General features: G+C 71.7%; 16 protein-coding genes. 5 read left to right on the top strand and 11 right to left on the bottom strand.

Translation table 11 applies throughout. From position 1 onward, the window contains the following. Positions 1 to 757: 757 nt before the first annotated feature. The 3 genes from ABD297_RS11895 to ABD297_RS11885 form a co-directional block, all read right to left on the bottom strand. Positions 758 to 2,425 (bottom strand): glycerol-3-phosphate dehydrogenase/oxidase, encoded by a 1,668-nt coding sequence (locus ABD297_RS11895; RefSeq protein WP_344255166.1) that lies wholly within the window; start codon positions 2,423 to 2,425, stop codon positions 758 to 760. Between the two features lie 59 nt (positions 2,426 to 2,484). Then, positions 2,485 to 3,999 carry a glycerol kinase GlpK gene (glpK, locus tag ABD297_RS11890; RefSeq protein ID WP_344255142.1) on the bottom strand — a complete coding sequence of 505 codons (1,515 nt, stop codon included), beginning with the start codon at positions 3,997 to 3,999 and terminating at the stop codon, positions 2,485 to 2,487. Between the two features lie 105 nt (positions 4,000 to 4,104). Further along, the gene (locus ABD297_RS11885; RefSeq protein WP_344255141.1) at positions 4,105 to 4,956 is read right to left on the bottom strand and encodes an MIP/aquaporin family protein; all 852 of its coding nucleotides are present in this window, start codon (positions 4,954 to 4,956) and stop codon (positions 4,105 to 4,107) included. 192 nt (positions 4,957 to 5,148) lie between these two features. On the opposite strand from ABD297_RS11885, the gene ABD297_RS11880 reads away from it, so the two are divergent. Continuing rightward, complete coding sequence (locus ABD297_RS11880) at positions 5,149 to 5,916, top strand: IclR family transcriptional regulator (RefSeq protein ID WP_344255140.1); 768 nt, start codon at positions 5,149 to 5,151, stop codon at positions 5,914 to 5,916. Beyond that, the gene (gene glpK, locus ABD297_RS11875; protein WP_344255139.1) at positions 5,913 to 7,427 is read left to right on the top strand and encodes a glycerol kinase GlpK; all 1,515 of its coding nucleotides are present in this window, start codon (positions 5,913 to 5,915) and stop codon (positions 7,425 to 7,427) included. The genes ABD297_RS11880 and glpK (ABD297_RS11875) overlap by 4 nt, the downstream gene beginning before the upstream one ends. Positions 7,428 to 7,470: 43 nt before the next feature. On the opposite strand, the gene ABD297_RS11870 is transcribed toward glpK (ABD297_RS11875), so the two are convergent. Genes ABD297_RS11870 through ABD297_RS11855 form a run of 4 tightly spaced genes read right to left on the bottom strand, consistent with a single transcriptional unit; the run spans position 7,471 to position 11,120 of the window. After that, positions 7,471 to 8,517, bottom strand: coding sequence for a maleylacetate reductase (locus ABD297_RS11870; RefSeq protein WP_344255138.1), 1,047 nt, complete (start codon positions 8,515 to 8,517; stop codon positions 7,471 to 7,473). Between the two features lie 13 nt (positions 8,518 to 8,530). Beyond that, the gene (locus ABD297_RS11865) at positions 8,531 to 9,229 is read right to left on the bottom strand and encodes a 3-oxoacid CoA-transferase subunit B (RefSeq protein ID WP_344255137.1); all 699 of its coding nucleotides are present in this window, start codon (positions 9,227 to 9,229) and stop codon (positions 8,531 to 8,533) included. Continuing rightward, the gene (locus tag ABD297_RS11860) at positions 9,229 to 9,924 is read right to left on the bottom strand and encodes a 3-oxoacid CoA-transferase subunit A (protein ID WP_425581163.1); all 696 of its coding nucleotides are present in this window, start codon (positions 9,922 to 9,924) and stop codon (positions 9,229 to 9,231) included. Before ABD297_RS11860 ends, ABD297_RS11865 begins: the two co-directional genes overlap by 1 nt. Continuing rightward, positions 9,924 to 11,120: a thiolase family protein gene (locus ABD297_RS11855; RefSeq protein ID WP_344255136.1), complete on the bottom strand. Its 1,197-nt coding sequence runs from the start codon at positions 11,118 to 11,120 to the stop codon at positions 9,924 to 9,926. Before ABD297_RS11855 ends, ABD297_RS11860 begins: the two co-directional genes overlap by 1 nt. 72 nt (positions 11,121 to 11,192) lie before the next feature. Here ABD297_RS11855 and ABD297_RS11850 point away from each other — a divergent pair, with 72 nt between their 5' ends. Then, positions 11,193 to 12,173 carry a LysR family transcriptional regulator gene (locus ABD297_RS11850; RefSeq protein WP_344255135.1) on the top strand — a complete coding sequence of 327 codons (981 nt, stop codon included), beginning with the start codon at positions 11,193 to 11,195 and terminating at the stop codon, positions 12,171 to 12,173. On the opposite strand, the gene ABD297_RS11845 is transcribed toward ABD297_RS11850, so the two are convergent. The 4 genes from ABD297_RS11845 to benA form a co-directional block, all read right to left on the bottom strand. Continuing rightward, positions 12,073 to 14,928 carry a LuxR C-terminal-related transcriptional regulator gene (locus ABD297_RS11845; RefSeq protein ID WP_344255134.1) on the bottom strand — a complete coding sequence of 952 codons (2,856 nt, stop codon included), beginning with the start codon at positions 14,926 to 14,928 and terminating at the stop codon, positions 12,073 to 12,075. The genes ABD297_RS11850 and ABD297_RS11845 overlap by 101 nt on opposite strands. Positions 14,929 to 14,995: 67 nt before the next feature. Continuing rightward, the gene (gene benC / locus ABD297_RS11840) at positions 14,996 to 17,728 is read right to left on the bottom strand and encodes a benzoate 1,2-dioxygenase electron transfer component BenC (protein WP_344255133.1); all 2,733 of its coding nucleotides are present in this window, start codon (positions 17,726 to 17,728) and stop codon (positions 14,996 to 14,998) included. Between the two features lie 10 nt (positions 17,729 to 17,738). Further along, on the bottom strand, positions 17,739 to 18,269 hold the full coding sequence (gene benB / locus ABD297_RS11835) for a benzoate 1,2-dioxygenase small subunit (protein WP_344255132.1): 531 nt from the start codon (positions 18,267 to 18,269) through the stop codon (positions 17,739 to 17,741). After that, entirely contained in the window at positions 18,269 to 19,669 is a 1,401-nt protein-coding gene (gene benA / locus ABD297_RS11830; protein ID WP_344255131.1) for a benzoate 1,2-dioxygenase large subunit, read from the bottom strand. Before benA ends, benB begins: the two co-directional genes overlap by 1 nt. A 268-nt stretch (positions 19,670 to 19,937) precedes the next feature. On the opposite strand from benA, the gene ABD297_RS11825 reads away from it, so the two are divergent. Both ABD297_RS11825 and ABD297_RS11820 read left to right on the top strand, forming a co-directional pair. Beyond that, positions 19,938 to 20,867, top strand: coding sequence for a LysR family transcriptional regulator (locus ABD297_RS11825; protein ID WP_344255130.1), 930 nt, complete (start codon positions 19,938 to 19,940; stop codon positions 20,865 to 20,867). Beyond that, entirely contained in the window at positions 20,864 to 21,970 is a 1,107-nt protein-coding gene (locus ABD297_RS11820; RefSeq protein ID WP_344255129.1) for a mandelate racemase/muconate lactonizing enzyme family protein, read from the top strand. Before ABD297_RS11825 ends, ABD297_RS11820 begins: the two co-directional genes overlap by 4 nt. Positions 21,971 to 21,973 lie beyond the last annotated feature (3 nt).

Below are 21,973 nucleotides of genomic sequence, written 5' to 3'. Positions count from 1 at the left end.
GGTACGGCGAGTCCGGTCTCTTCTCCATGGTTGTCCTCACCGTCCGGGGTTCGGATGTGGCAGTTCCGGAACTAGCAGGTGGTTCTCGGAAGACGGACGATCGGCTGCGGGTCGTCGCGGCCCTGCTGGGTCTTCCGAAGCCGTCGGCTCCTGGCCGCCATCGTGGTGAGCCCCCTCCGCCGTAGGCCGCCGCAGCTCGACCAGCGGGGACGCGAAACGAGGGGTGGTCTCCTGTCCGATGTCACGTCCGGGCCCGCTCCGTCCTGGCAGCCCCCAGCCTGCCGGTGCGTTCCTCACCACGGAGGGTGGGCGCCCGAGCGTCTCAGGAGGGCTGGACGGGGTACATGGTCGACGTGTTCACCGAAGACCACCGTCCCGTGACGGACCTGAGCATCCGGGAGCTGCTCGCCGAGCTCACTCGGGTCGAGGACCGGTTGCGTGAGCAGGCGCACCACGCAGGTCCTCATCCACTGCCGGGTCAGGTGAGCCGCGAGGCCTCCCTTCGTCGGCGTGAGCGCGCTTTGCTCGCCGAGCTGCGCCTCCGTCGCACTGACCTGGCCGCAGGGGAGCCGCACGCGGGCTCTGAGAACGTGGAGCCGCCCGCGGCGACTCCCGAGTCGTACGGGGGAGCGGACGGAACGAATCGCACGGCCGGGACGGCCGGCTGACCCGTCGGACGAGGGCCGCAATGCCGTATGCCGTGTGGCCGTGTGGCCGTATGCCGCGTGGCGCGCACGCGGCATACGGCACGGGTCGCTCACGGGGTGCCGGACACTGCCACCCCGTCGGTCCGGACGTCCGGCGCACCCAGCCGGGCAGCGTCGGCGGTGCGGTCGTCGAGCTCCTCCTGCGACTGCAGCTCCGCGTCGAGACGGGCGTGGTAGTGCTCGACCTCGCCGGCGCTCGCCGTCTCGTCCCAGCCGAGGATCGGGGCGACGAGGTCGGCGACGTGGCGGGCGCACGCCCGGCCGCGGTCCGGTGCCTCGATGGAGATCCTGGTGCGGCGCGTGAGGATGTCGTCCAGGTGCAGGGCGCCCTCGGCCAGCGCGGCGTAGACGATCTCGGCCCGCAGGTAGGCCGGGGCGCCCTCGAGCGGCTCCCCGAGCTCCGGCCGGTCGGCGACGAGCGCGAGCACCTCCTCCGTGAGGGATCCGTAGCGGTGCAGCAGGTGCTCGAGCCAGGCGACGTGCAGCCCCGCTCGACGCGCCCGGACGTGACGCTGGTTCCAGGCGGCGGTGTAGCCCTCGGCCCCGACGAGCGGCACCCGGTCGGTGCACGACGGCGGGACCTTCGAGGGCAGGGACTCCACCGCCGCGTCGACGGCGTCCTCGGCCATCACGCGGTAGGTCGTGTACTTGCCACCGGCCACCATGACGAGCCCGGCGACGGGGCTCGCCACCGCGTGCTCGCGCGAGAGCTTGCTCGTGGCCTCCGACTCGCCCTGGAGCAGGGGCCGCAGTCCCGCATAGACGCCGACGATGTCGTCGTGCGTCAACGGCGTCTGGAGCAGCCGGTTGGCGTGGCCGAGGAGGTAGTCGATGTCGGTGCGACTGGCCGCCGGGTGCGCGAGATCGAGGTCCCAGTCGGTGTCGGTCGTCCCGATGATCCAGTGCGTGTCCCAGGGGATGATGAACAGCACGCTCTTCTCGGTGCGGCTGATGATGCCCGTCGTGGCCTGGATCCGGTCGCGCGGCACGAGGATGTGGACCCCCTTCGAGGCGCGGACGTTGAACTGCCCTCGCCCGCCCACCATCTCCTGGATCTCGTCGGTCCACACTCCCGCGGCGTTGATCGTCCGCTTGGCGCGCACCTCGTGCACGGCGCCGGTCTCGAGGTCGCGCACCGTCGCTCCGACGACTCGGTCTCCCTCACGCAGGAAGCCGGTGACCCGGACGCTCGTCGCGCAGAGCGCGCCGTAGTGCGCGGCCGTCCGCGCCACCATCATGGTGTGACGGGCGTCGTCGACCTGACCGTCGTAGTACTGCACCGCCCCCACGAGAGCGTCCTTGCGCAGCGACGGGAACGCCTGCAGCGCTTGGCGTTTCGTGAGATGCCGGTGACCCGGCACCCCGTGGCGGCCGCCCATCGTGTCGTAGAGCAGCACGCCGCTCCCGACGTAGGGGCGCTCCCAGAACCGGTGCTGCAGCGGGTAGAGGAACGGCACGGCCCGCGCCAGGTGCGGCGCCAGGACGTTGAGGATGAGCGAGCGCTCCCTCAGTGCCTCGCGGACGAGCGAGAAGTTCAGCTGCTCGAGGTAGCGCAGGCCGCCGTGGATGAGCTTCGAGCTGCGCGAGGACGTGCCGGCGGCGTAGTCCCGGGCCTCGACGAGCCCGACACGCAGTCCCCGGGTCACGGCATCGAGAGCAGCCCCGGCGCCGGTGACACCGCCACCGATGACGAGCACGTCGAGCTCCTCGGCCGCCATCTGGCGCAGCGCCTCGTCACGACCGACGCGGCTCAGCGGGGTCGCCCCGGCCTGCACGTTCACACCTGCACCCAGTCGAGGGTGCGCTCGACGGCCCTGCGCCAGCCGGCATAGCCGTCCTCGCGCTGCTCCTCGGTCCACGAGGGCTCCCACCGCTTGCTCTCGTTCCAGTTCTGGCGCAGCTCCTCGGGGGTCTCCCAGAACCCCACGGCCAGCCCCGCGGCATACGCGGCTCCCAGCGCCGTCGTCTCGGCGACGACCGGGCGGCTCACGCTGACGCCGAGGACGTCGGCCTGGATCTGCATGCAGAGGTCGTTGGCCGTGACGCCGCCGTCGACCTTGAGCACCTCGAGCGTGACGCCGGAGTCCTTCTCCATCGCGTCGGCGACGTCGCGGCTCTGGTAGCAGATCGCCTCGAGGGTCGCCCGGGCGATGTGCGCGTTGGTGTTGTAGCGGGAGAGACCGACGATCGCGCCGCGCGCGTCCGAGCGCCAGTACGGTGCGAACAGGCCGGAGAAGGCGGGCACGAAGTAGCAGCCCCCGTTGTCGGGCACCTGGCGGGCCAGGGACTCGCTGTGGCTGGCGCCCTGGATGATGCCGAGCTGGTCGCGCAGCCACTGGACCGCGGAGCCCGTGACGGCGATCGACCCCTCGAGGGCGTAGACGGGCTTGGCGTCGCCGAACTGGTAGCAGACCGTGGTCAGCAGCCCGTTCTTCGACCGCACCAGCTCCTCGCCGGTGTTGAGGAGCAGGAAGTTGCCGGTGCCGTAGGTGTTCTTCGCCTCGCCGGCGGCAAGGCACACCTGGCCCACCATGGCGGCCTGCTGGTCACCGAGCGCGGCCGACAGCGGGACCTCGCCACCGAGCGGACCGTGGGCCAGCGTCCTGCCGTAGAAGCCCGGGTCCGAGGACGGCCGGATCTCCGGCAGCATCTGGCGGGGGACCCCGAAGATCTCGAGGAGCTCGTCGTCCCACGCGAGGGTCTCGAGGTCCATCAGCATGGTGCGGCTGGCGTTGGTGACGTCGGTGACGTGGACCCCGCCGTCGACGCCCCCCGTGAGGTTCCACAGCAGCCAGCTGTCGGTGGTGCCGAAGAGGGCGTCGCCGCGCTCGGCCGCCTCGCGGACGCCGGGCACGTTCTCGAGGATCCACTGGATCTTGCCGCCGGAGAAGTAGGTGGCCGGGGGCAGTCCGGCCTTGGAGCGGATGAGCTCGCCGCGCTCGTCCTTGTCGAGGGCCGCGGCGATCTTGTCGGTTCGCGTGTCCTGCCAGACGATCGCGTTGTAGAAGGGGCGCCCGGTGCGCTTGTTCCAGACGACGGTCGTCTCGCGCTGGTTGGTGATGCCGAGCGCGGCCAGGTCGGGGGCGCACAGTCCCTTGCCGTTCATGACGGTCTGAAGGACCGCGCTCGTGCGCTCCCAGATCTCGACGGGGTTGTGCTCGACCCAGCCGGGTCGGGGCATGATCTGCTGGTGCTCGAGCTGGTGCCGGGCGATCTCGTTGCCCCCGTGGTCGAAGATCATGCACCTGGTGCTCGTCGTTCCCTGGTCCACCGCGGCGACGTAGTCAGCCATGGTCACTCCTCCTTGAGTCGGTCGTGCGTGTATGCCGTGTATGCCGTGTGCCGGCGTGTGCGTCTGTGCGTCGGGACGGGTCTCCCGCTGCACGTGCGGGTCTCGTCAGGAGACGCTGGCCCGCTCCGGGTGCGCGTGGGGCTCCCCGGCGGCCACCTCGCCGACCTCGTTCGGCTCGTCGTCGTCGGGCAGGTAGCGCTCGACGAGGCCGACGTAGGCGCCCGCACCGAGCAGCCCGCCGATGAGCGGGGCGACGATCGGCACCCAGAAGTAGAGGGAGCCGTGCTGGTCCTCGAAGGCGGTGCCGTACCCGGTGAGGAACGAGGCGAGCCTCGGGCCGAAGTCGCGCGCGGGGTTGATGGCGTAGCCGGCGTTGGCGCCCCAGGCCATCCCGATCGCCACGACGATGAGCCCGATGATGAAGGGCGCCATCCACTGCACCGGTGCGCTGTTGCGCACATCGGTCACGGCGAGGATCAGGAAGAGCAGGATCGCCGTGCCGATGACCTGGTCCAGGAAGGCGCTGCCGATGCTGATCGGCAGCGACCCGTTGCCCGGCAGTGTCGAGAAGATGCCCTGTGTCGCGATCGTGTGGCCCGGGTCGACGTTCGCGATGGCGTCGGCGTAGGCGAACCTCACGATGAGCGCTGCGACGAAGGCGCCGAGCGTCTGGACCAGGGCGTAGGGCAGCACCTTGCGCCACTCGAAGCCCTTGAAGACGGCGAGGGCCACGGTCACCGCCGGATTGAGGTGGGCGCCGCTGATCCGGGCGGCGACGTAGACGCCGAACGTCACGCCGAGGCCCCACGCCCACGCGATCGAGTCATGGCCGCCGAGGCCGTCCTTGCCGGTCACGACCTGCGCGACCACGCCCACCCCGAAGAGGATCAGGACCATGGTGCCGAGGAACTCTGCCACGAGCTCACCTGTGAGAGTGCGTCTGTGAAGACCGTCCATGTCGACTCCTTTGTCGTCGGATCTGCTTGCAGCTAGGGCGGATTGCCCGTCCTGCAGTCAATGACCGGAAACGTACGAAGCGTCGGGCGGTCCGACAACGCCGTGCGTTCGCCATCGCCGAACGCCGCGGCGTTCGCCATGGTCGAACGGGCGCCCCTTTCGGGCGATCCGTCCCCGACCTACGCTCGTGGCATGTCCGGACCCGTGCAGTCGGTGGAGCGCGCGGCCGCCATCGTCCAGCTGCTGGCCTCCGAGGAGGAGCCACTGGGGCTGGCGCAGATCGCGGCCGCGCTCTCCCTGGCCAAGACCACGGCGCACGGACTCCTCGGGACGCTGTGTGACGTCCAGTTCGTCGAGAAGGACGAGGACGGCTGCTACCGCGTCGGCCGGGACCTGCTCCAGATCGGGTCCACCCGGCTCGACCCGAACGAGCTGCGGGCCTACGCGCTCAACTGGACCGATGCACTGGCCGCTCGCACCGGCTGCGCCGCCCGCGTCGCGATGTTCCGTGAGGGCGCCGCGCTCATCGCCCACCACGTCTTCGCCATCGGCTCGCAGGAGCAGACGCTGGAGATCGGCCGGCGCATCCCGCTGCATGCCACGGCCCTGGGCAAGGTGCTGCTCGCCTTCGACCCCGGTGCCGCCAGGAGCGTCCTCACGCGACCGGTCCAGAGCTTCACCTACCGGACCATCACCGAGCGACCCACGCTCCTGCGCGAGCTCGCCGACATCCGTGAGAACGGGTTGGCCGTCGCGGTGGGGGAGTGCGAGCCGGAGGTCGCGGGCATCGCCGCCCCGGTGCGCGACCGCGGCGGCTACGTCGTCGCGTCCGTCGGCATCACCGGCAGCGTCGACGAGCTGTGCGACGCGCGACACCGGCCGCGCCAGACGCTCGAGGACGAGGTGCTGCGCGTCGCCCGTGCCGTGTCACGGGAGTTCGGGCACGGGCGCGCTGCATGAGCGAGCGATACGTGGCCGCCATCGACCAGGGCACGACCTCGACGCGCTGCCTCGTCTTCGACCACCAGGGTCGGCTCGTCGCGCTCACGCAGGAGCAGCACTCCCAGCACTACCCCCGGCCCGGGTGGGTCGAGCACGACGCGGCCGAGATCTGGAGGCTGGTCTGCCGGCTGCTGCCCGAGGCCCTTCGAACGGCCGGCATCGAGCCCTCCCAGATCGTGTCGCTCGGCCTGACCAACCAGCGCGAGACCGTGGTCGTGTGGGACCGCCTCACCGGCGAGCCGGTGACCCCGGCCATCGTCTGGCAGGACACCAGAACCGGTTCGCTGCTCCCCGTCATCGCCGAGGAGCTCGACCCGACGGTCATCCACGAGCGGACCGGCCTGCCGCTGGCCACCTACTTCACGGGTCCGAAGCTGCGCTGGATCCTCGAGAACGACGAGTCCCTGCGTGACCGCGCCGAGACGGGCGAGCTGCTCTTCGGCACGATGGACACCTGGCTGCTGTGGAACCTCACGGGTGGTCCCCGTGGCGGCGTCCACGCCACCGACGTCACCAACGCGAGCCGCACCATGCTGATGGACCTGCGCACCCTGCAGTGGGACGAGGAGCTCCTCACCGTGATGCGGGTGCCCAGGCGGGCGCTGCCCGAGATCCGGCCGACCATGGGGGCCCACGGCGTCACGACCGACCCGGTGGCCGGCATACCCGTCGGTGCGGTGATCGGCGACCAGCAGGCCTCCCTCTTCGGGCAGACCGCCTTCGAGTCCGGCGAGGCCAAGTGCACCTTCGGCACCGGCACGTTCATGCTGCTCAACACCGGTCGCCAGCCGGTCCCCTCGAGGCACGGGCTCGTCACCACGGTGGCCCACCAGATGGAGGGCGAAGCGACCGTCTACGCGCTGGAGGGGTCCGTGGCCGTCGCCGGCGCCCTCGTCGAGTGGTGCCGCGAGAGCCTGGGGCTCATCCGCTCGCCGGCGGAGATCGAGACCCTCGCGGCCTCCGTGGACGACAACGGCGGCTGCTTCGTCGTCCCGGCGTTCGCCGGTCTCTACGCGCCGCACTGGGAGAGCCGGGCCCAGGGCATCGTCGCCGGACTGACCGCCTACATCACCAAGGGGCACATCGCCCGTGCCGTGCTCGAGGCAGTCGCCCTGCAGACCCAGGAGGTCCTCGCCGCCATGAACAACGACGCGGACCTGCCGTTGCTCAGCGTGGCCGTGGACGGCGGCATGACGAGCAACAACCTGCTCATGCAGACGGTGGCCGACGTGCTCGACGTGCCCGTCGTCCGGCCGATGATGGCCGAGACGGTCGCCCTCGGGGCGGCCTACGCGGCAGGGCTGGCGGTGGGCTACTGGTCCGACCAGCAGGTCCTGCGTCGGCAGTGGCACCGGGCCGCCGAGTGGCACCCGATGATCGAGCGTGGGCGACGAGCCCAGCTGCTGCAGCAGTGGTCCCGTGCCATCGAGCTGTCCGTCGCCTGGGGCCGCCCGCACCCTGCCGTGTGACGACAGCTGAACGGCCCCTCCCCGGTCGATCGTCGAGCCGAGGTCACCACGCTCGCTCGAGGAGCCCCGTGACCGAGTCGACGTCGACCGGTGCCGGGTTTGGATAGGGAGCGGCTGCGACGCGTTCCGCCACCGCCCGAAGGGCGTCGCGGGGCACGTCGAGGTCGCGCAGCCGGCGGGCTCCGTCGTGCTGCGCGGCCAGGTCGGCCAGCACCTGCACCGGGTCGTCGCCGACCGCACGCGTGAGGCGCTCTCGGGCGGCCGGCGCCGCCGGGAGGTTGTATGCCGTGACGTGGGGGAGGAGCAGCGCGTGCAGCTCCGCGTGGGGGAGGTCGAAGGAACCGCCGAGCGCGTGGGCGAGCTGGTGGTGCAGTCCCATCCGCGTCTGGGCGAGGCAGCAGCCGGCGAGCCAGGCCCCGGAGTGCAGCCGGCCGCGGGCAGCCAGGTCGGTCGGGCTGTCGAGCACGAGGGGTAGGGCCTGCGTGATCGACGAGACCGCTTCTGTGGCAAGGGCGTCGGTGTAGGCGGAGGAGTCCACCGCCCAGGTCGCCTCCACGGCGTGCGCCAGTGCGTTGAGGGCACTGGTCAGGGTCAGGCCACGTGGCATCGAGAGCGTCAGCTCGGGGTCGTAGACGACCGTGTCGGGCAGGAGCGCCGGGTCACGGCGTGTGGTCTTGGCGCCGTCGCGGGTCTCCCCGAGGACCGGCGTCACCTCGGAGCCGGCATACGTCGTGGGCACGACGACCTGCGGCAGGCCCGTCCGGGCGCTGATCGCCTTGGACAGTCCCGTCGCGGAGCCGCCGCCGAACGCAACGATGACGTCTGCCCGCGAGGCGAGGACGAGGGCCAGCGCCTCCTCGGTGACGTGCACCGGAGTGTGGACGACGGCGCCGTCGAACCGTCCGACGGCCCGACTGCCCAGGTCGGCCAGGCACTCGTCCACGTGATGGGCGGCGGACCGCGTCGAGACCACGAAGGCGCGCTCTGCACGGAGGCGGTCGACCTCGGAGGGCACGCACCTGCGCGCCCCGGGCCCGAGCAGGACACGCCCCGCCGTCGTCTCGTGGACCTGCACGCCTGCGGCTGTCATCTCGAGCTCCACATCAGGTCGTCAGCGTGACCAGCGGGACGTCCAGGCGCCGGCGGAGCTCCTCGACGGAGATGCCGAACGTCGCGCGCACGGTGACGGCGTCGGAGCCGGGGCTCACCTCGAAGATGCCGTGGTCGGTGTACACGGTGCTGACGCACCCCAGTCCGGTCAGCGGGTAGGTGCACTCGCGGACGAGCTTGGGGGAGCCGTCCTTGCTGAAGAGCGTCATCATGACGAAGACGTTCCTGGCGCCGGTCGCGAGGTCCATCGCGCCGCCGACGGCGGGGATGTCCTCGGCCCGGCCGGTGTGCCAGTTCGCGAGGTCGCCGTTACCCGCGACCTGGAAGGCGCCGAGCACGCAGACGTCGAGGTGCCCCCCGCGCATCATCGCGAACGAGTCCGCGTGGTGGAAGTAGGAGGCTCCCGGCAGCTCGGTGACAGGCACCTTGCCGGCGTTCGTCAGGTCGGGGTCCACGTCGTCGCCGTGCGCGGCCGGCCCCATGCCGAGCATGCCGTTCTCGGTGTGCAGGACGACACCCTGCTCCGCCGTCAGGTGGTCGGCGACCTTGGTGGGCTGGCCGATGCCGAGGTTGACGAAGGACCCGTCCGGGATGTCGGCGGCGACGATCGCCGCGAGCTCGTCCGTGGACAGGGCGCCCCGCTGGAGGTGCTCCGTCGTGGTGTGCAGCAGCTCCTGCGTCGAGCTCGGCATCAGTGTGCTCCCTGGACGGTGTAGTGGCGGGCCTGCACCTGCACGACCCGGTCGACGAAGATCGACGGTGTGACGACGGCCTCGGGGTCGAGCGCGCCGGTGTCGACGACCTCGGTCACCTGCGCGATCGTCGTCGTGGCGGCGGTCGCCATGACGGGGCCGAAGTTGCGAGCGGTCTTGCGGTAGACGAGGTTGCCCATCCGATCGGCACGGTGCGCCGAGACGAGCGCGTAGTCGCCCCGGATCGGCAGCTCCAGGACGTACTCGCGTCCGCCGAGGACCCGGGCCTCTTTGCCCTCGGCGAGGATCGTGCCCACCCCGGTCGGCGAGTAGAAGCCCCCGATCCCTGCCCCGGCCGCGCGCATCCGCTCCGCGAGGTTGCCCTGCGGCACGACCTCGAGCTCGACGCGCCCGGAGCGGTAGAGCTCGTCGAAGACGTAGGAGTCGACCTGGCGCGGGAAGGAGCACACCACCTTGCGCACGCGCCCGGCCTTGAGCAGCGCGGCCAGGCCGACGTCGCCGTTGCCGGCGTTGTTGGCCACGATGGTCAGGTCGCCCGCGCCCTGGCGGATCAGGGCGTCGATGAGGTCGAAGGGCATGCCGGCGAGACCGAAGCCACCGACGAGGATCGTCGAGCCGTCCGCGATGCCGGCGACCGCCTCGTCCGTGGTCGCGAGGACCTCGGTGCGGCCCATCAGGAGGCCTCGACGTTCTCGAGGACGACGGCGAGCCCCTGCCCGACGCCGATGCAGATCGCGGCCACGCCCCAGCGCTCGCCCCGCTCGCGCAGCACCTTGGCGAGCGTCCCCACGATGCGGCCTCCGGAGGCGCCGAGCGGGTGGCCGATGGCGATGGCGCCCCCGCGGGTGTTGACGATGTCGGGGTCGACCTTCCACGCGTCGAGGCAGGCGAGGGACTGGACGGCGAACGCCTCGTTGAGCTCGACGGCACCCACCTGCTCCCAGCCGATCCCCGCCCGCCGCAGCGCGAGGTTCGCGGCCTCGACGGGCGCGTAGCCGAAGTCCTGCGGGGCGAGGGCGTATGCCGCCCGGCCGGCGATGCGCGCCAGCGGGGTCGCGCCGATGGTGCCGGCCGCGGCCTCGGACCCGAGGAGCACGGCGGAGGCGCCGTCACTCAAGGGCGAGGCGTTGCCGGCGGTGATGGTGCCGTCGCCGCGGAACACCGGCTGGAGGGTGGCGAGCTTCTCCACCGAGCTGCCGGGCCGGATGCCCTCGTCGCTCGTCAGCGGGTCGGCTCCCCGCGGAGCGGCGACGGGAGTGACGAGGTCGTCGTAGAAGCCGTCCTCCCAGGCCTGGTGGGCGAGCCGGTGCGACCTCGCGGCGAACTCGTCCTGGCGCTCGCGCGAGATCCCGAACTTCTGCTGGAGCTGCTCGTTGGCCTCGCCGAGCGACACGGTCCACTCCGGGTGCATCCGCGGGTTGACCAGGCGCCACCCCAGGGTGGTGGAGACGGCGGTGACGTCGCCCGACGGGAACGGCCTCGGCTGCTTGGGGAGCACCCAGGGTGCGCGCGTCATCGACTCGACGCCACCGGTGAGCACAATGTCGGCGTCGCCGCTCTCGATCGCGCGTGAGCCGATGTGGACGGCATCGAGGCTGGATCCGCAGAGGCGGTTCACGGTCGTGCCCGGCACGCTCACGGGCAGTCCCGCGAGCAGCCCCGCCATGCGTCCGACGTTGCGGTTCTCCTCGCCGGCGCCGTTGGCGTTGCCCCAGACGACGTCGTCGACCCGCTCAGGGTCGAGGTCCGGCGTGCGAGCGAGCAGCGCCGAGATCGCATGTGCAGCAAGGTCGTCGGGGCGCACGCCCGACAGGCTGCCGTTGAACTTGCCGAAGGGGGTGCGGGTCGCTGCATAGACGAAGGAGCTCACGTCCACGACCGTATGCCTTTCCGGCCATATTCTGAAGGATCAATATCTGACCTGACTGAGTAGAGTCAGGATATGGATCTGATGCGGCACCTGCGCTACTTCGTCGTCGTCGCGGAGGAGCGGCACTTCGGCAGGGCGGCCGAGCGGCTGCACATGGCCCAGCCCCCTCTGTCCCAGCAGATCCGGCGCCTGGAGGCCGAGGTCGGTGCAGAGCTGTTCGTGCGCACGACCCGCCGGGTGGACCTCACGGCCGCGGGGACGGCATACCTCGAGCGCGCGCGAGCGATACTCGCCTCGGTCGACGACGCAGCCGCCGAGGCGCGCCGCGTCGCGGCCGGCAGCGAGGGACGGCTCGTCATCGGGTGCGTCGGCTCGGTGACCTACAGCCTGCTGCCCCAGCTGTCGGCACGGCTCTCCGAGGCGCTGCCCGGCGTGGACTTCTCCTTCCGGGGCGAGATGCTCGCCTCGGAGCAGGTCGACGCCCTGCGAGCCGGCACCATCGACCTCGCCTTCCTGCGACCGCCGGTCAGTGACCCGACGCTCGCCGTCACGCCGCTCCGGCACGATCGGCTGGTGCTCGCGGTGCCGGCGAGCCACCGGTTCGCAGGACGGGACCGCGTCCCCGTCGCGGACCTGCGCCACGAGGGCCTCATCGTGCACTCGGCGCAGCGGCGCGCGGCGATGTACGAGGTCGTCCAGCGCCTCTGTCGGGACGCAGGCTTCGAGCCGACGATCCGGCACGAGGTCGGCGAGACCTCGACGCTGGTCACCCTGGTCGCCGGAGGGCTGGGAGTGGCCGTCGTGCCGCAGCCGGTGCAGGCCATGTCGTTGGACGGGATCGTCTACGTCCCGCTGGTGCGGCCGGCCACGAGCGTCGAGCTCGTCGTCGCCCACCGTGGCGACCGCCTCGAGCCCCACCTCGCTCGCACCCTGGCCGTCGTGCGCGAGCTCGTCACTCCGTCGTCGGCGCGGAGCGCAGGGCCGCCAGCTCGGAGCGAGAGCGCACCCCGAGCTTCGCGTAGGTCCGCGTCAGGTGGTACTGCACGGTCTTGACCGACAGGAACAGCTCGGCCGCGACCTCCCTGTTGGTCCGGCCGCGTGCCACGAGGGTGGCTACGGCCTCCTCCTGCGGGGTGAGCTCGTCGAACTCACGATGCACCCTCAGGACGTTGACGCCACCAGCAGCCAGCTCACGGTCACATCGCTCCACGTAGGTGCGAGCCCCCAGCGCGGCATACGACTCCCGCGCGACCGAGATGACGGCGTCGGCCTGCGCCCGGCGCCCGGCCCGACGGAGCGTCTGACCGTAGGCGAAGCAGACGCGCGCCCGGTCGTACGTGAGGGGGAGCGGCTCGAGGAGCGCCAGAGCGCGGTCGAACGACTCGCGGGCCGCGTCGAGGTCACCCCGGGCCCCGTGCCAGCGGCCACGGGCACCGCAGAGCCGGGCCGAGGCCGAGACGTGCCCCGAGGCGGCGGCCCGCTGCTCGTGCCGGACCAGGAAGGCGTCCGCGTCGTCCACGCGACCGGTCAGGACCAGGGCGTTGGCGTGGACGTCGGCCCAGGGCCAGAAGCCCGGCGCGTCGACCCACCCCCGCGCCCAGGGCTGCGTGAGGGGCGCCAGTGCGCGCAGGACGCCGGGGTAGTCGGCGCGCGCCTCGCACAGGGCGGCGCGGCCGAGTGCCGCAGGCGCTCGCATGACCTCGTAGTCGCGGGCGCCGGCATCGCCGGCCCTGGCGCAGCGCTCCGCGCTGTCCCAGTCCCCGCGCAGCGCGTACACCTGGGTTCGCGTCCACTCCATGAGCGGCACGAGCAGGCTGATGCCGGAGCGGTGCGCGAGGTCCAGCCCTGCGGCGGCGGTGCCCATGGCGTCGGACCAGTCGCCCGTGAGGAACTGCACCCGGGCCAACCACGCGCGGGCCCACAGCGCGATGCGCACCGAGCCGCCGCCGTGGTCGGTGGACGACGCGAGCTCCAGCTCCTCGCGGGCGCGGTCGGGGTCGTCCGACGCCAGGTGCAGCCAGCCCGAGGCCATCACCACCCGCTGCGTCACCGGCCCGTGCGGGAGGCGGTCGAGCATGAGGCGGTAGTCCTCGAGGGCCTCGTCGACGCTGCCCTCGGCCCCCAGTGCGAGACCCCGGATGGCAGCGGCTTCGACGGCCGCGGGGGTCCCGGGCGCCAGCTCGACAGCACGGTCACCCCACTCGACGACCTCCCGTGGACGGCAGCGTGCGAGGCCGTGCAGGACGCGTCGCTGGGCGATGAGGGCGGCGGTGTCGGGCTCCCGGCGGAGGTTCACGAGGTCCCAGGCGCGGCCCAGCTTGTGCTCGGCCTCGGCCGGCCGCCCGCGCACGACGGCGAGGTAGCCGAGCACGGCGTTGCGAAGCGCGGTCTCGCGCAGGGTCTCCACGTCGGGGACGAACTGCATCGCCTGGGGCACGTCCCCGGCTCCGATGAGCGCGTCCACCGCGCCGACCAGCCGACGAGCCCCGGCCTCCGGGTCGGTGCTCGCGCGCGACCCGAGGAGCAGCAGGTCGGCCGCCACGGCCCACGCCCCCGTCCGGGCGTGGCGCGACGCCTCGGCCTCGAGCTCGGCTGCGAGGGCCTCGTCCGGGTCGGGAGCGGCGAACCACCGGTGGCGCAGCACGGAGGCGGCGTCCTCCACCACCCCCCCGGCCCGCGCGTGCAGCCGCGCCCGGTCGGCGAACGCGATCTCGTCGAGGACCGCTTGGCGCACGAGCGCGTCCTGGGTGCGGACCCGACGGCCGAGCTCATCGACCCGGCGGAGCAGTCCGGCACGGAGAGCCTCCTCGAGAGCGGCGGCCGTCACGTCCACGCCGCCGATGCGCCCGGCGTCGCCGAGGGGCACACCGTGCGCCCGCGGGTCGCCCCGCTCGAGCACCGCCACTGCGCCGACCAGGCGTCGGGCGTCCTCGTCGACGGAGCGGAGCACCGCCCGGGTGGCACGCGCCGCGGTCGGCGGGGCCGGCAGGACGAGCTGCGGCTCGTGCCAGTCCTCGGGTGCGACCACGCCCAGCAGCTCGACGACGTTGCGCACCCGGCCGCCGCAGTGGTGCAGCAGTCGCTCCAGCTGCAGGGGCGGCAGGGTCAGTCCGCGCTGCTCGGCGAGGACCGCGACGTCGGCCGCCTCGAGCGGCGGCAGCCGCACGACGTGGTCGGCAGCGGCGACCAGCGTGTCGTGCAGGTCCTCGTCGGTGCCGGTGCCGGTGCCGGTGCCGGTGCCGGTGGCGTCGGCCGCGGCCGGGCTCGCGTGTGCGTGGTCCTCGCCGTTCTCGCGCCAGCCGACCACGACGAGCACGCGCGCCGCACCGGACTGGCGGGTCAGGCTGACGAGCGTCCTCAGGGTGAAGGGGTCGGCGTGCTGCCCGTCCTTGAGCAGCACCACCACGTCCCAGCCGTCTCCTGTGGGTTCGATGCCGGCCAGCCAGCTCCTCGCGGTGGCGAGGGGACTGCCGCCAGAGCCCACCGCCGGGGCGGGAGACAGGGCGCCGAGCGTGGCGCCCGGCTCGGTGCCCTCCCACGGCAGCCCCACCAGGTGCTGGACCCGGGCGGCCTCGAGGTGCCGGCCGGGGTCGTGCTCCTGCCGGTCCTCGCACCGGTCGCCCAGCGTGCGCAGGAAGGTGGTGAGCCCACCGCCGGAGGGAGCGGTGACGACGACGAGGCTCGAGCCCTCGGACCGCTGGATCGGTCCGTGCGTGCCACGGGTTCCGTTGCCGGACGGGACGCCCGACAGGACCTCGACGAGGCGGTCGAGCTCTCGTCGCAGGCTCGGCAGCAGCGCACGCGTCACACGGTCACGGTAGGCCCCGGTGGCACCGCCCGCACCGCGTGCACGGTGCGAGCGGTCCGACGCCGGGTCAGCCGAGGTCGCCACCTGCGACGGGCAGCACGGTCCCCGTGATGTACGAAGCCTCGTCGGAGGCGAGGAAGGCGATGGCCGCCGCCTGCTCCTCGAGCGTCCCGTAGCGGCCCATCAGCGACGAGGCGAGCGTCTGCTCGATGTGGGCGTCGAACCACTCACGCTCCTGCTCGGTGCGGGGAGCCGGTGTGCCGCGGGAGATGCGGCGCGGGGGAGCCTCCGTGCCGCCCGGAGCCGTGGCCACGACCCGGATGCCGTGCTCGGCGTACTCCATGGCGAGCGAGGCGGTGACGGCGTTCACCCCGCCCTTCGCCGCGGAGTAAGGGATCCGGTGGATGCCGCGGGTCGCCGCTGAGGAGACGTTGACGATGACGCCCCTCCTGGCTGCGACCATCGAGGGCAGGACCGCGCGACAGCCGAAGAGCGTGGTCAGCAGCGACCGGTCGAGCTCTGCCCGGATCTCCGCGCCGCTGAACTCGGTGAACGGCTTGAAGTTGATGGCCCCGCCCACGTTGTTGACCAGCACGTCGATGCGGCCGAAGCGCTCGATCGCCTGGCGGGCCAGCTCCTCTGCGCCCTCCGGCTGCTCGAGGTCACAGCTCACCGCCAGGGACTGGGCGCCCCAGCCGGTGAGCTCGTCGGCGACTTCCGAGACGAGCTCTGACCGGTCGGCGAGCACCACGGCGCCACCCTCGGCGCCGATCCGGCGTGCCACGTGGGCTCCGATGCCCTGGGCCGCCCCGGTGACGACGACGACCTTGCCCTCGAACCGGCCCGGTGTCAGGAACCGGGGCCGGGTCGCGGTCGACGCCTCGGCCATCGCCCGGCGCATCGTCTGCTTTGAGCGCTCGGCGTGGGCTGCGATGAGGTCACGAGCCCGTTCCCGGTCGGCGGCCTCGAAGGCGTCGACGATCGCGACGTGGTCGGTGGCGCACTGGGGATGGCACCACGTCGCGGTGCGCAGCGCCTCCTCCATCCGGCCCTTCACCCCCAGGGCGCGATAGGCCTGCAACAGGTGCTCGTTGCGGGTCTGGGCGAAGAGGTAGTCGTGGAACGCGGCGTTCGTCTCCGTGTAGGCGTGGGCGTCGACGAAGCGGTCCCCGTCGACGTAGGGCAGCGTCGACTCGGCGAGCAGACGGTAGCCGGCGAGCTGCTGCGAGGTGAGGCGGCCGACCGTCAGCTCCAGGGCTCCGAGCTCCAGCGCCTGGCGGGCCTCGAAGATGGCGTCGGAGGAGCGGACGTCCGGGTGCTCCTCGCCGATCTGGTAGCCGTCGGCCGTCGTCGGGGCGGCGGCGGTCGCGGTTGGGACGCTCGGGATGTCGGCTGCGGGGAAGACGACCTGGCCGGCGAGGCCCCGTGCACCCGAGGGGTGCAGCGACGCATCGACGTCGAGCGGCGAGCTCGAGGCACCCGGCCGGTCGTCGATGGGCGCGACGACCTGGCCCGCGATCCTCCGGGCGGAGTCGCCGTCGTCGGTGTGACGACGCTCGCCCGTCCACGCCGGGAGGTGGACGGACGCCAGGACCTGCTGACCGGCGACGGCGCGCGCGTCCACGGCATACACGAGCTCGTCGATGACGGGGGAGGGCGCGGCAGCACCCGTCGGCGCGGGCTGCGCCACGGGGGCGGTGGTGTCATCGGCGACATCGGCTGGCGCCGGCGTCTCCTCGGTGTCCGATGCCTGCGGAGCGGCGGCCGACGGCACCGCGAGCGCGAACTTCTCGTAGTAGAAGCCCGTCAGCTCCAAGCCAGCCTCGGACACGTGGCTGCGGACGGCTTCGACCATCGGCGGCGGCCCACACAGGTAGATCGCGACGTCGCCATCGTGCAGGTGCTCCGGCTCGATGAGGCTCATGACGTAGCCCTTGTTGCGGGCCGAGCTGGCCGGGTCCGAGACGCAGTGGTCCCACGTGAGGTTCACGAGCCCTGCAGCGGCGCGCTCGATCTGGTCGACCGCCACGAGGTCCTCGTCGGTGCTGACGCCGTAGACGAGGTGCGCCGTGCGGTCGCTGCCCTCGTGCTGCAGCTTGCGGAGCATCGAGAGGATCGGCGCCAGGCCGGTCCCGCCGGCGAGCAGGAGCACCGGCCGATCCGTCTCGCGGAGGAAGAAGGAGCCGTGCGGCCCGGTGAAGGTGATCTCGTCGCCGACGGCCGCCCGCTCTTCGAGGTAGCTCGACATGGCCCCACCGGGCGTGAGCTTGACGAGGAAGGTCAGCCGCTCCTCGTGCGGGGCGTTGCTGAAGGAGTACGAGCGGGTGACCTCGGTGGCGGGTACAGCGATGTTGACGTACTGCCCCGGCAAAAACGCGAGCTCCTCGCGGTCGGGGATCTCGACCGCGATCTCGACCGTCGTGCGGCTCAGCCGTTCCAGGCCGACGAGTGTGCCGGCATACGTGGCCGCCCTGGTCTTGGCGACCTCGGAGGTGCTCGCGACCTGGAGCACGAGGTCCGACCTCGGCCGCATGCTGCAGGGCAGCACGAAGCCGCGCTCGGCCTCGTCCGGGCTCAGGGCGTCGTCGATGTACGAGCCCCCGTCGTAGTCCCCGGACTCGCAGAACGCCTTGCACGTCCCGCAGGCGCCGTCCCGGCAGTCGAGCGGGATGTTGATCCGCTGGCGGTACGACGCGTCGGCGACGGTCTGGTCCTCGCGGCAGGTGATGAACCGCGTTACGCCGTCCTCGAACGCGAGGGCGACCTGGTGCCCCGCGACGTCGATCTCGTTGACAGTCATGGCTCCCCGCTCAGAAGTGGTAGATGTCGACCACGTGGTGGATGTAGTCGTTCTTCAGCACCACGGTCTTGCGGCGGATGAGCGGCGCGTCTCCCGAGAAGTCGATCGTGTAGAACGACGTGCCGTAGTACGGGTCGACCGTCTTGTAGCGGAAGTACATCGTGTGCCAGTTGAAGCGCACGTCGACGACGTCACCCCGACGCTCGATGACCTCGACGTTGCTGATGTTGTGGCTCGTCCGCGGCTCCGGGATCGAGGTCGCCGAGCTGCGCTCGGTGCGGATCCGGAAGATGCGGTCCTCGAGGCCACCCTTGTTGGGGTAGTAGATGAGCGACACGTCGCGCTGCGGGTCCTCGACGAGCAGGTCGTCGTCGGTCCACGCCGGCATCCAGTAGACGCAGTCGTCGGCGTAGCAGTCGAGCCACTTCTCGAACTCCCGGTCGTCGAGGTGGCGGGCCTCGCGGTAGAGGAACTGCTCGATGAGGTTCTGGGTGATCAGCTTCCCGCCCGTGTGCGTGCCGGGCTGCTCCGTGACCGTCATCAGTGCTCCGCCTTCGTCTTCGAGGCGGCGGTCGCGTCCCGCTCGGCCCGTGCCTGCTCCTCGGCCATGGCGGCCTGCATGGTGTCGCGCCAGAACCGGTGCTGGACGGGGTAGAGGCCCTCGTCCTCGTTCTTGAGACCGGAGGAGACGATGTCGGTCATCCCGAGGGATCGGGCGACCTCGTCGGGGCCGTCCAGCCAGTGCTCGGCCCCCCGGCTCATGTCGTTCCACGGTGCCGCGCTCGCCCGGAAGGTGAGCTGGCACGAGCGGAACTCCTCGAGGTCGTCGGGCGTGGCCATGCCCGAGGCGTTGAAGAAGTCCTCGTACTGGCGGATGCGCCAGGCGCGGGACTCGGCGCTCTCACCCCTGGGGGCGATGCAGTAGATCGTGACCTCGGTCTTGTCCGGCGCGATCGGGCGGAAGTGGCGGATCTGCGTGGAGAACTGGTCCATCAGGTAGACGTTCGGGTAGAGGCAGAGGTTGCGTGAGCCCTTGACCATGAACTCGCCCTTGGCCTCGCCGAACTGCTCCTTGAGCTCGTCGAGGCGGTCCCAGAGGGGACGGTCCTGCGGGTTGCCGGCCCACGTCCACAGGCAGAGGTGCCCGTTGGGGTAGGACCAGTAGCCGCCGCCGGACTTGCCCCAGCTGCCGGCGTCGAGCGTCTTGGTGGCGTTGGCCGACTCTCCGGTGCCGCGTCGGGACGTCGTGGCTGCGTAGTTCCAGTGCGTCGCCGTGACGTGGTAGCCGTCGGCGCCGTTCTCGGCCTGCACCTTCCAGTTGCCGTCGTAGGTGTAGGTCGACGAGCCGCGCAGCACCTCGAGCCCATCGGGCGACTGGTCGACGAGCATGTCGATGACCGTCGTCGTGTCGCCGAGGTGCTCGGTCAGCGGCACGACGTCGGGGTTGAGGCTGCCGAAGAGGAAGCCGCGGTAGCTGTCGAACCGAGCCACCTTGGTCATGTCGTGAGAGCCGTTCGTGCCGAACGAGTCGGGGTAGCCGGCGCCCTCGGGGTCCTTGACCTTCAGGAGGGTGCCGTCGTTGCGGAACGTCCAGCCGTGGAAGGGGCAGGTGAGCGTCGTGCGGTTGTCGGTCTTGCGCCGGCACACCATCGCACCGCGGTGCGCGCAGGCGTTGATGAGGCAGTGCAGCTGCCCGTCCTTGTCGCGGGTGATGACCACCGGCTGGCGACCCATGTAGGTCGTGAAGTAGTCCCCGGGGGAGGCGACCTGGCTCTCGTGGGCCAGGTAGATCCAGTTGCCCTCGAAGATGTGCGAGATCTCCAGCTCGAAGAGCTCCTCGTCGGTGAAGATCCGGCGGTTGGCGCGGTACGTGCCGGTCTCCGGGTCCTCGACCACGGCGTCGGCCAGCTTCGCGCCGACCCTGTGCATCGTCTCGGTCATGACTGTCCTCCATGCGTCGTTGCCTTGGGGTTCCGGGAACTCCACCACGGCACGAGAGGTCGTCACACGAGGTATCTGCCTAGTCCCGGGTGCGGGCATGATCCATTCATGACGCGTATCAATGGGCAGCGAATGGGTCTTTGTGCATCTGGATCCGACGTTCTAGCGTGGAAAACGCCCTTCCCCGCGGCATCCGGATCCCTCACCGGGACCCACACCCCGGGGTTGACCCGACAGGCAGCCCAGCCCGATGGACGGAGGTGACGTCATGGACCTGAAGCAGCTGCGCTACTTCGACGCGGTGGCCGAGACCTGCCACTTCGGCCGCGCTGCCGAGCGCCTCCACCTCGCCCAGCCGGCGCTGTCCCAGGCCGTCCGCCGTCTCGAGTCCGAGCTCGGTGTCACCCTGCTCGCCCGGACCACGCGCTCGGTCGACCTGACGCCCGCGGGCCGCTACTTCCACCAGGAGGTGCGCCGCGTCCTGCGAGAGCTCGACGACACCGTGGTCGCGGTGAAGGGCATCGCCGACGGCAGCCGTGGGGTGCTGCGCGTCGGGTTCACCGGGTCGAGCGCCTTCACCCACCTGGCCCGACTGTCCCGGCTCCTGCGCACGGCGCTCCCGGACGTCGCCCTCGACGTGCAGGCCGACCTGCTCACCCCGGCCCAGGTGGAACGACTGCTGGACGGGCGTCTCGACCTCGGCGTGCTGCGCGGCCCCGTGGCCGCCGTCGGCATCGAGACGCGCAGCCTGTTGCAGGAGCCGCTGGTGCTGGCGCTGCCCGCCGACCACCGGCTGGTGCACGAGCCGGGACTCGAGGTGGCCGACGTGTCCGTCGACGAGTTCGTCGTCTACGCCGACCTGCGGTCAGCGGTCAACGAGGCGGCGATGGCCAGCTGCCGGCGCGCCGGCTTCGCCCCGCGGATCAGTCATCGGGCTCCGGGCACCGCCGCCCTGCTCGCCCTGGTCGCGGCCGGCCTCGGGGTGGCGCTGGTTCCCGAGTCGGTCCGCACGATGCAGCTCAGCGGCGTCGTCTTCAGGGACGTCCAGGACGCGGCCAGCATCGACCTGTCCCTGGCCTGGCCGGCAGACGCGTCGTCCCCGATCGTCGCGGGCGCCCTCGACGCCTTGCACGCCAGCGGTTTCTTCGACCACTACGACGGGACGGCCGAGCCCGTCGACCAGAAGGACGAGTCGTGAAGATCATTGCCGTCGAGGCGATCCCGTTCCGGATCCCGTATCGCAAGCCCCTGAAGTTCGCCAGCGGCGAGGTCCGCGACGCCGAGCACGTCCTCGTGCGCGTCCACACCGCAGACGGTGTCGTCGGGGTCGCCGAGGCGCCCCCTCGGCCGTTCACCTACGGGGAGACGCAGCGCGGGATCATCGCCGTCATCGAGACGATCCTCGCCCCGCAGGTCATCGGCCTGGCCGTGACCGAGCGGGAGCGCATGGCGGCCCGCCTCGAGCGCACCGTCGGCAACCCGACGGCCAAGGCCGCGCTCGACATGGCGGTGTGGGACGCCCTCGGCAGGACCCTCGACCTTCCCGTCACCCAGCTCCTCGGCGGCTACACCGACCGGATGCGGGTCTCGCACATGCTCGGCTTCGACGACCCGGGCGCGATGGTCGAGGAGGCCGAGCGCATGCAGGCCGACCACGGCATCAACACCTTCAAGGTCAAGGTCGGTCGCCACCCCGCCTCGCTCGACACCGCCGTGGTGCGCGCCCTTCGCGAGGCCCTGGGACCCGACGTCGTGCTCTACGTCGACGGCAACCGCGGGTGGTCCGCCTCGGAGTCGGCTCGCGCCATGCGTGAGATGGCCGACCTCGACCTGGCCTTCGCCGAGGAGCTCAGCCCGGCGGACGACGTGCTGGGCCGGCGCTGGCTCGTCGGCCAGGTCGACGTGCCGTTCATCGCGGACGAGTCGGCGACGACACCCGCCGAGGTCACCCGCGAGGTGCTCGGGGGGTCGGCGACCGCGATCTCGATCAAGACCGCACGGACCGGCTTCACGACTTCTCAGCGCGTGCTCCACCTGTGCGAGGGTCTCGGCCTCGAGGTGGTGATGGGTAACCAGATCGACGGGCAGCTCGGTTCGGTCTGTGCCGTCGCCTTCGGCGCCGCCCACCGGCGGACCACCCTCCACGCGGGCGAGCTGTCCAACTTCCTCGACATGAGCGACGACCTGCTCACCGAGCCCCTGCGTATCGACAACGGCGAGCTCCTCGTCAGGCCCGGTGCGGGCCTGGGCGTGGAGATCGACGACGACAAGCTGCGGCACTACCGACTCGACACCTGCTGACGA

This window comes from Terrabacter carboxydivorans (assembly GCF_039532035.1).
Lineage (GTDB): Bacteria > Actinomycetota > Actinomycetes > Actinomycetales > Dermatophilaceae > Terrabacter > Terrabacter carboxydivorans.
Note: the sequence above shows the minus strand (reverse complement) of the source record. Positions and strands in the feature narration are given on the sequence as shown.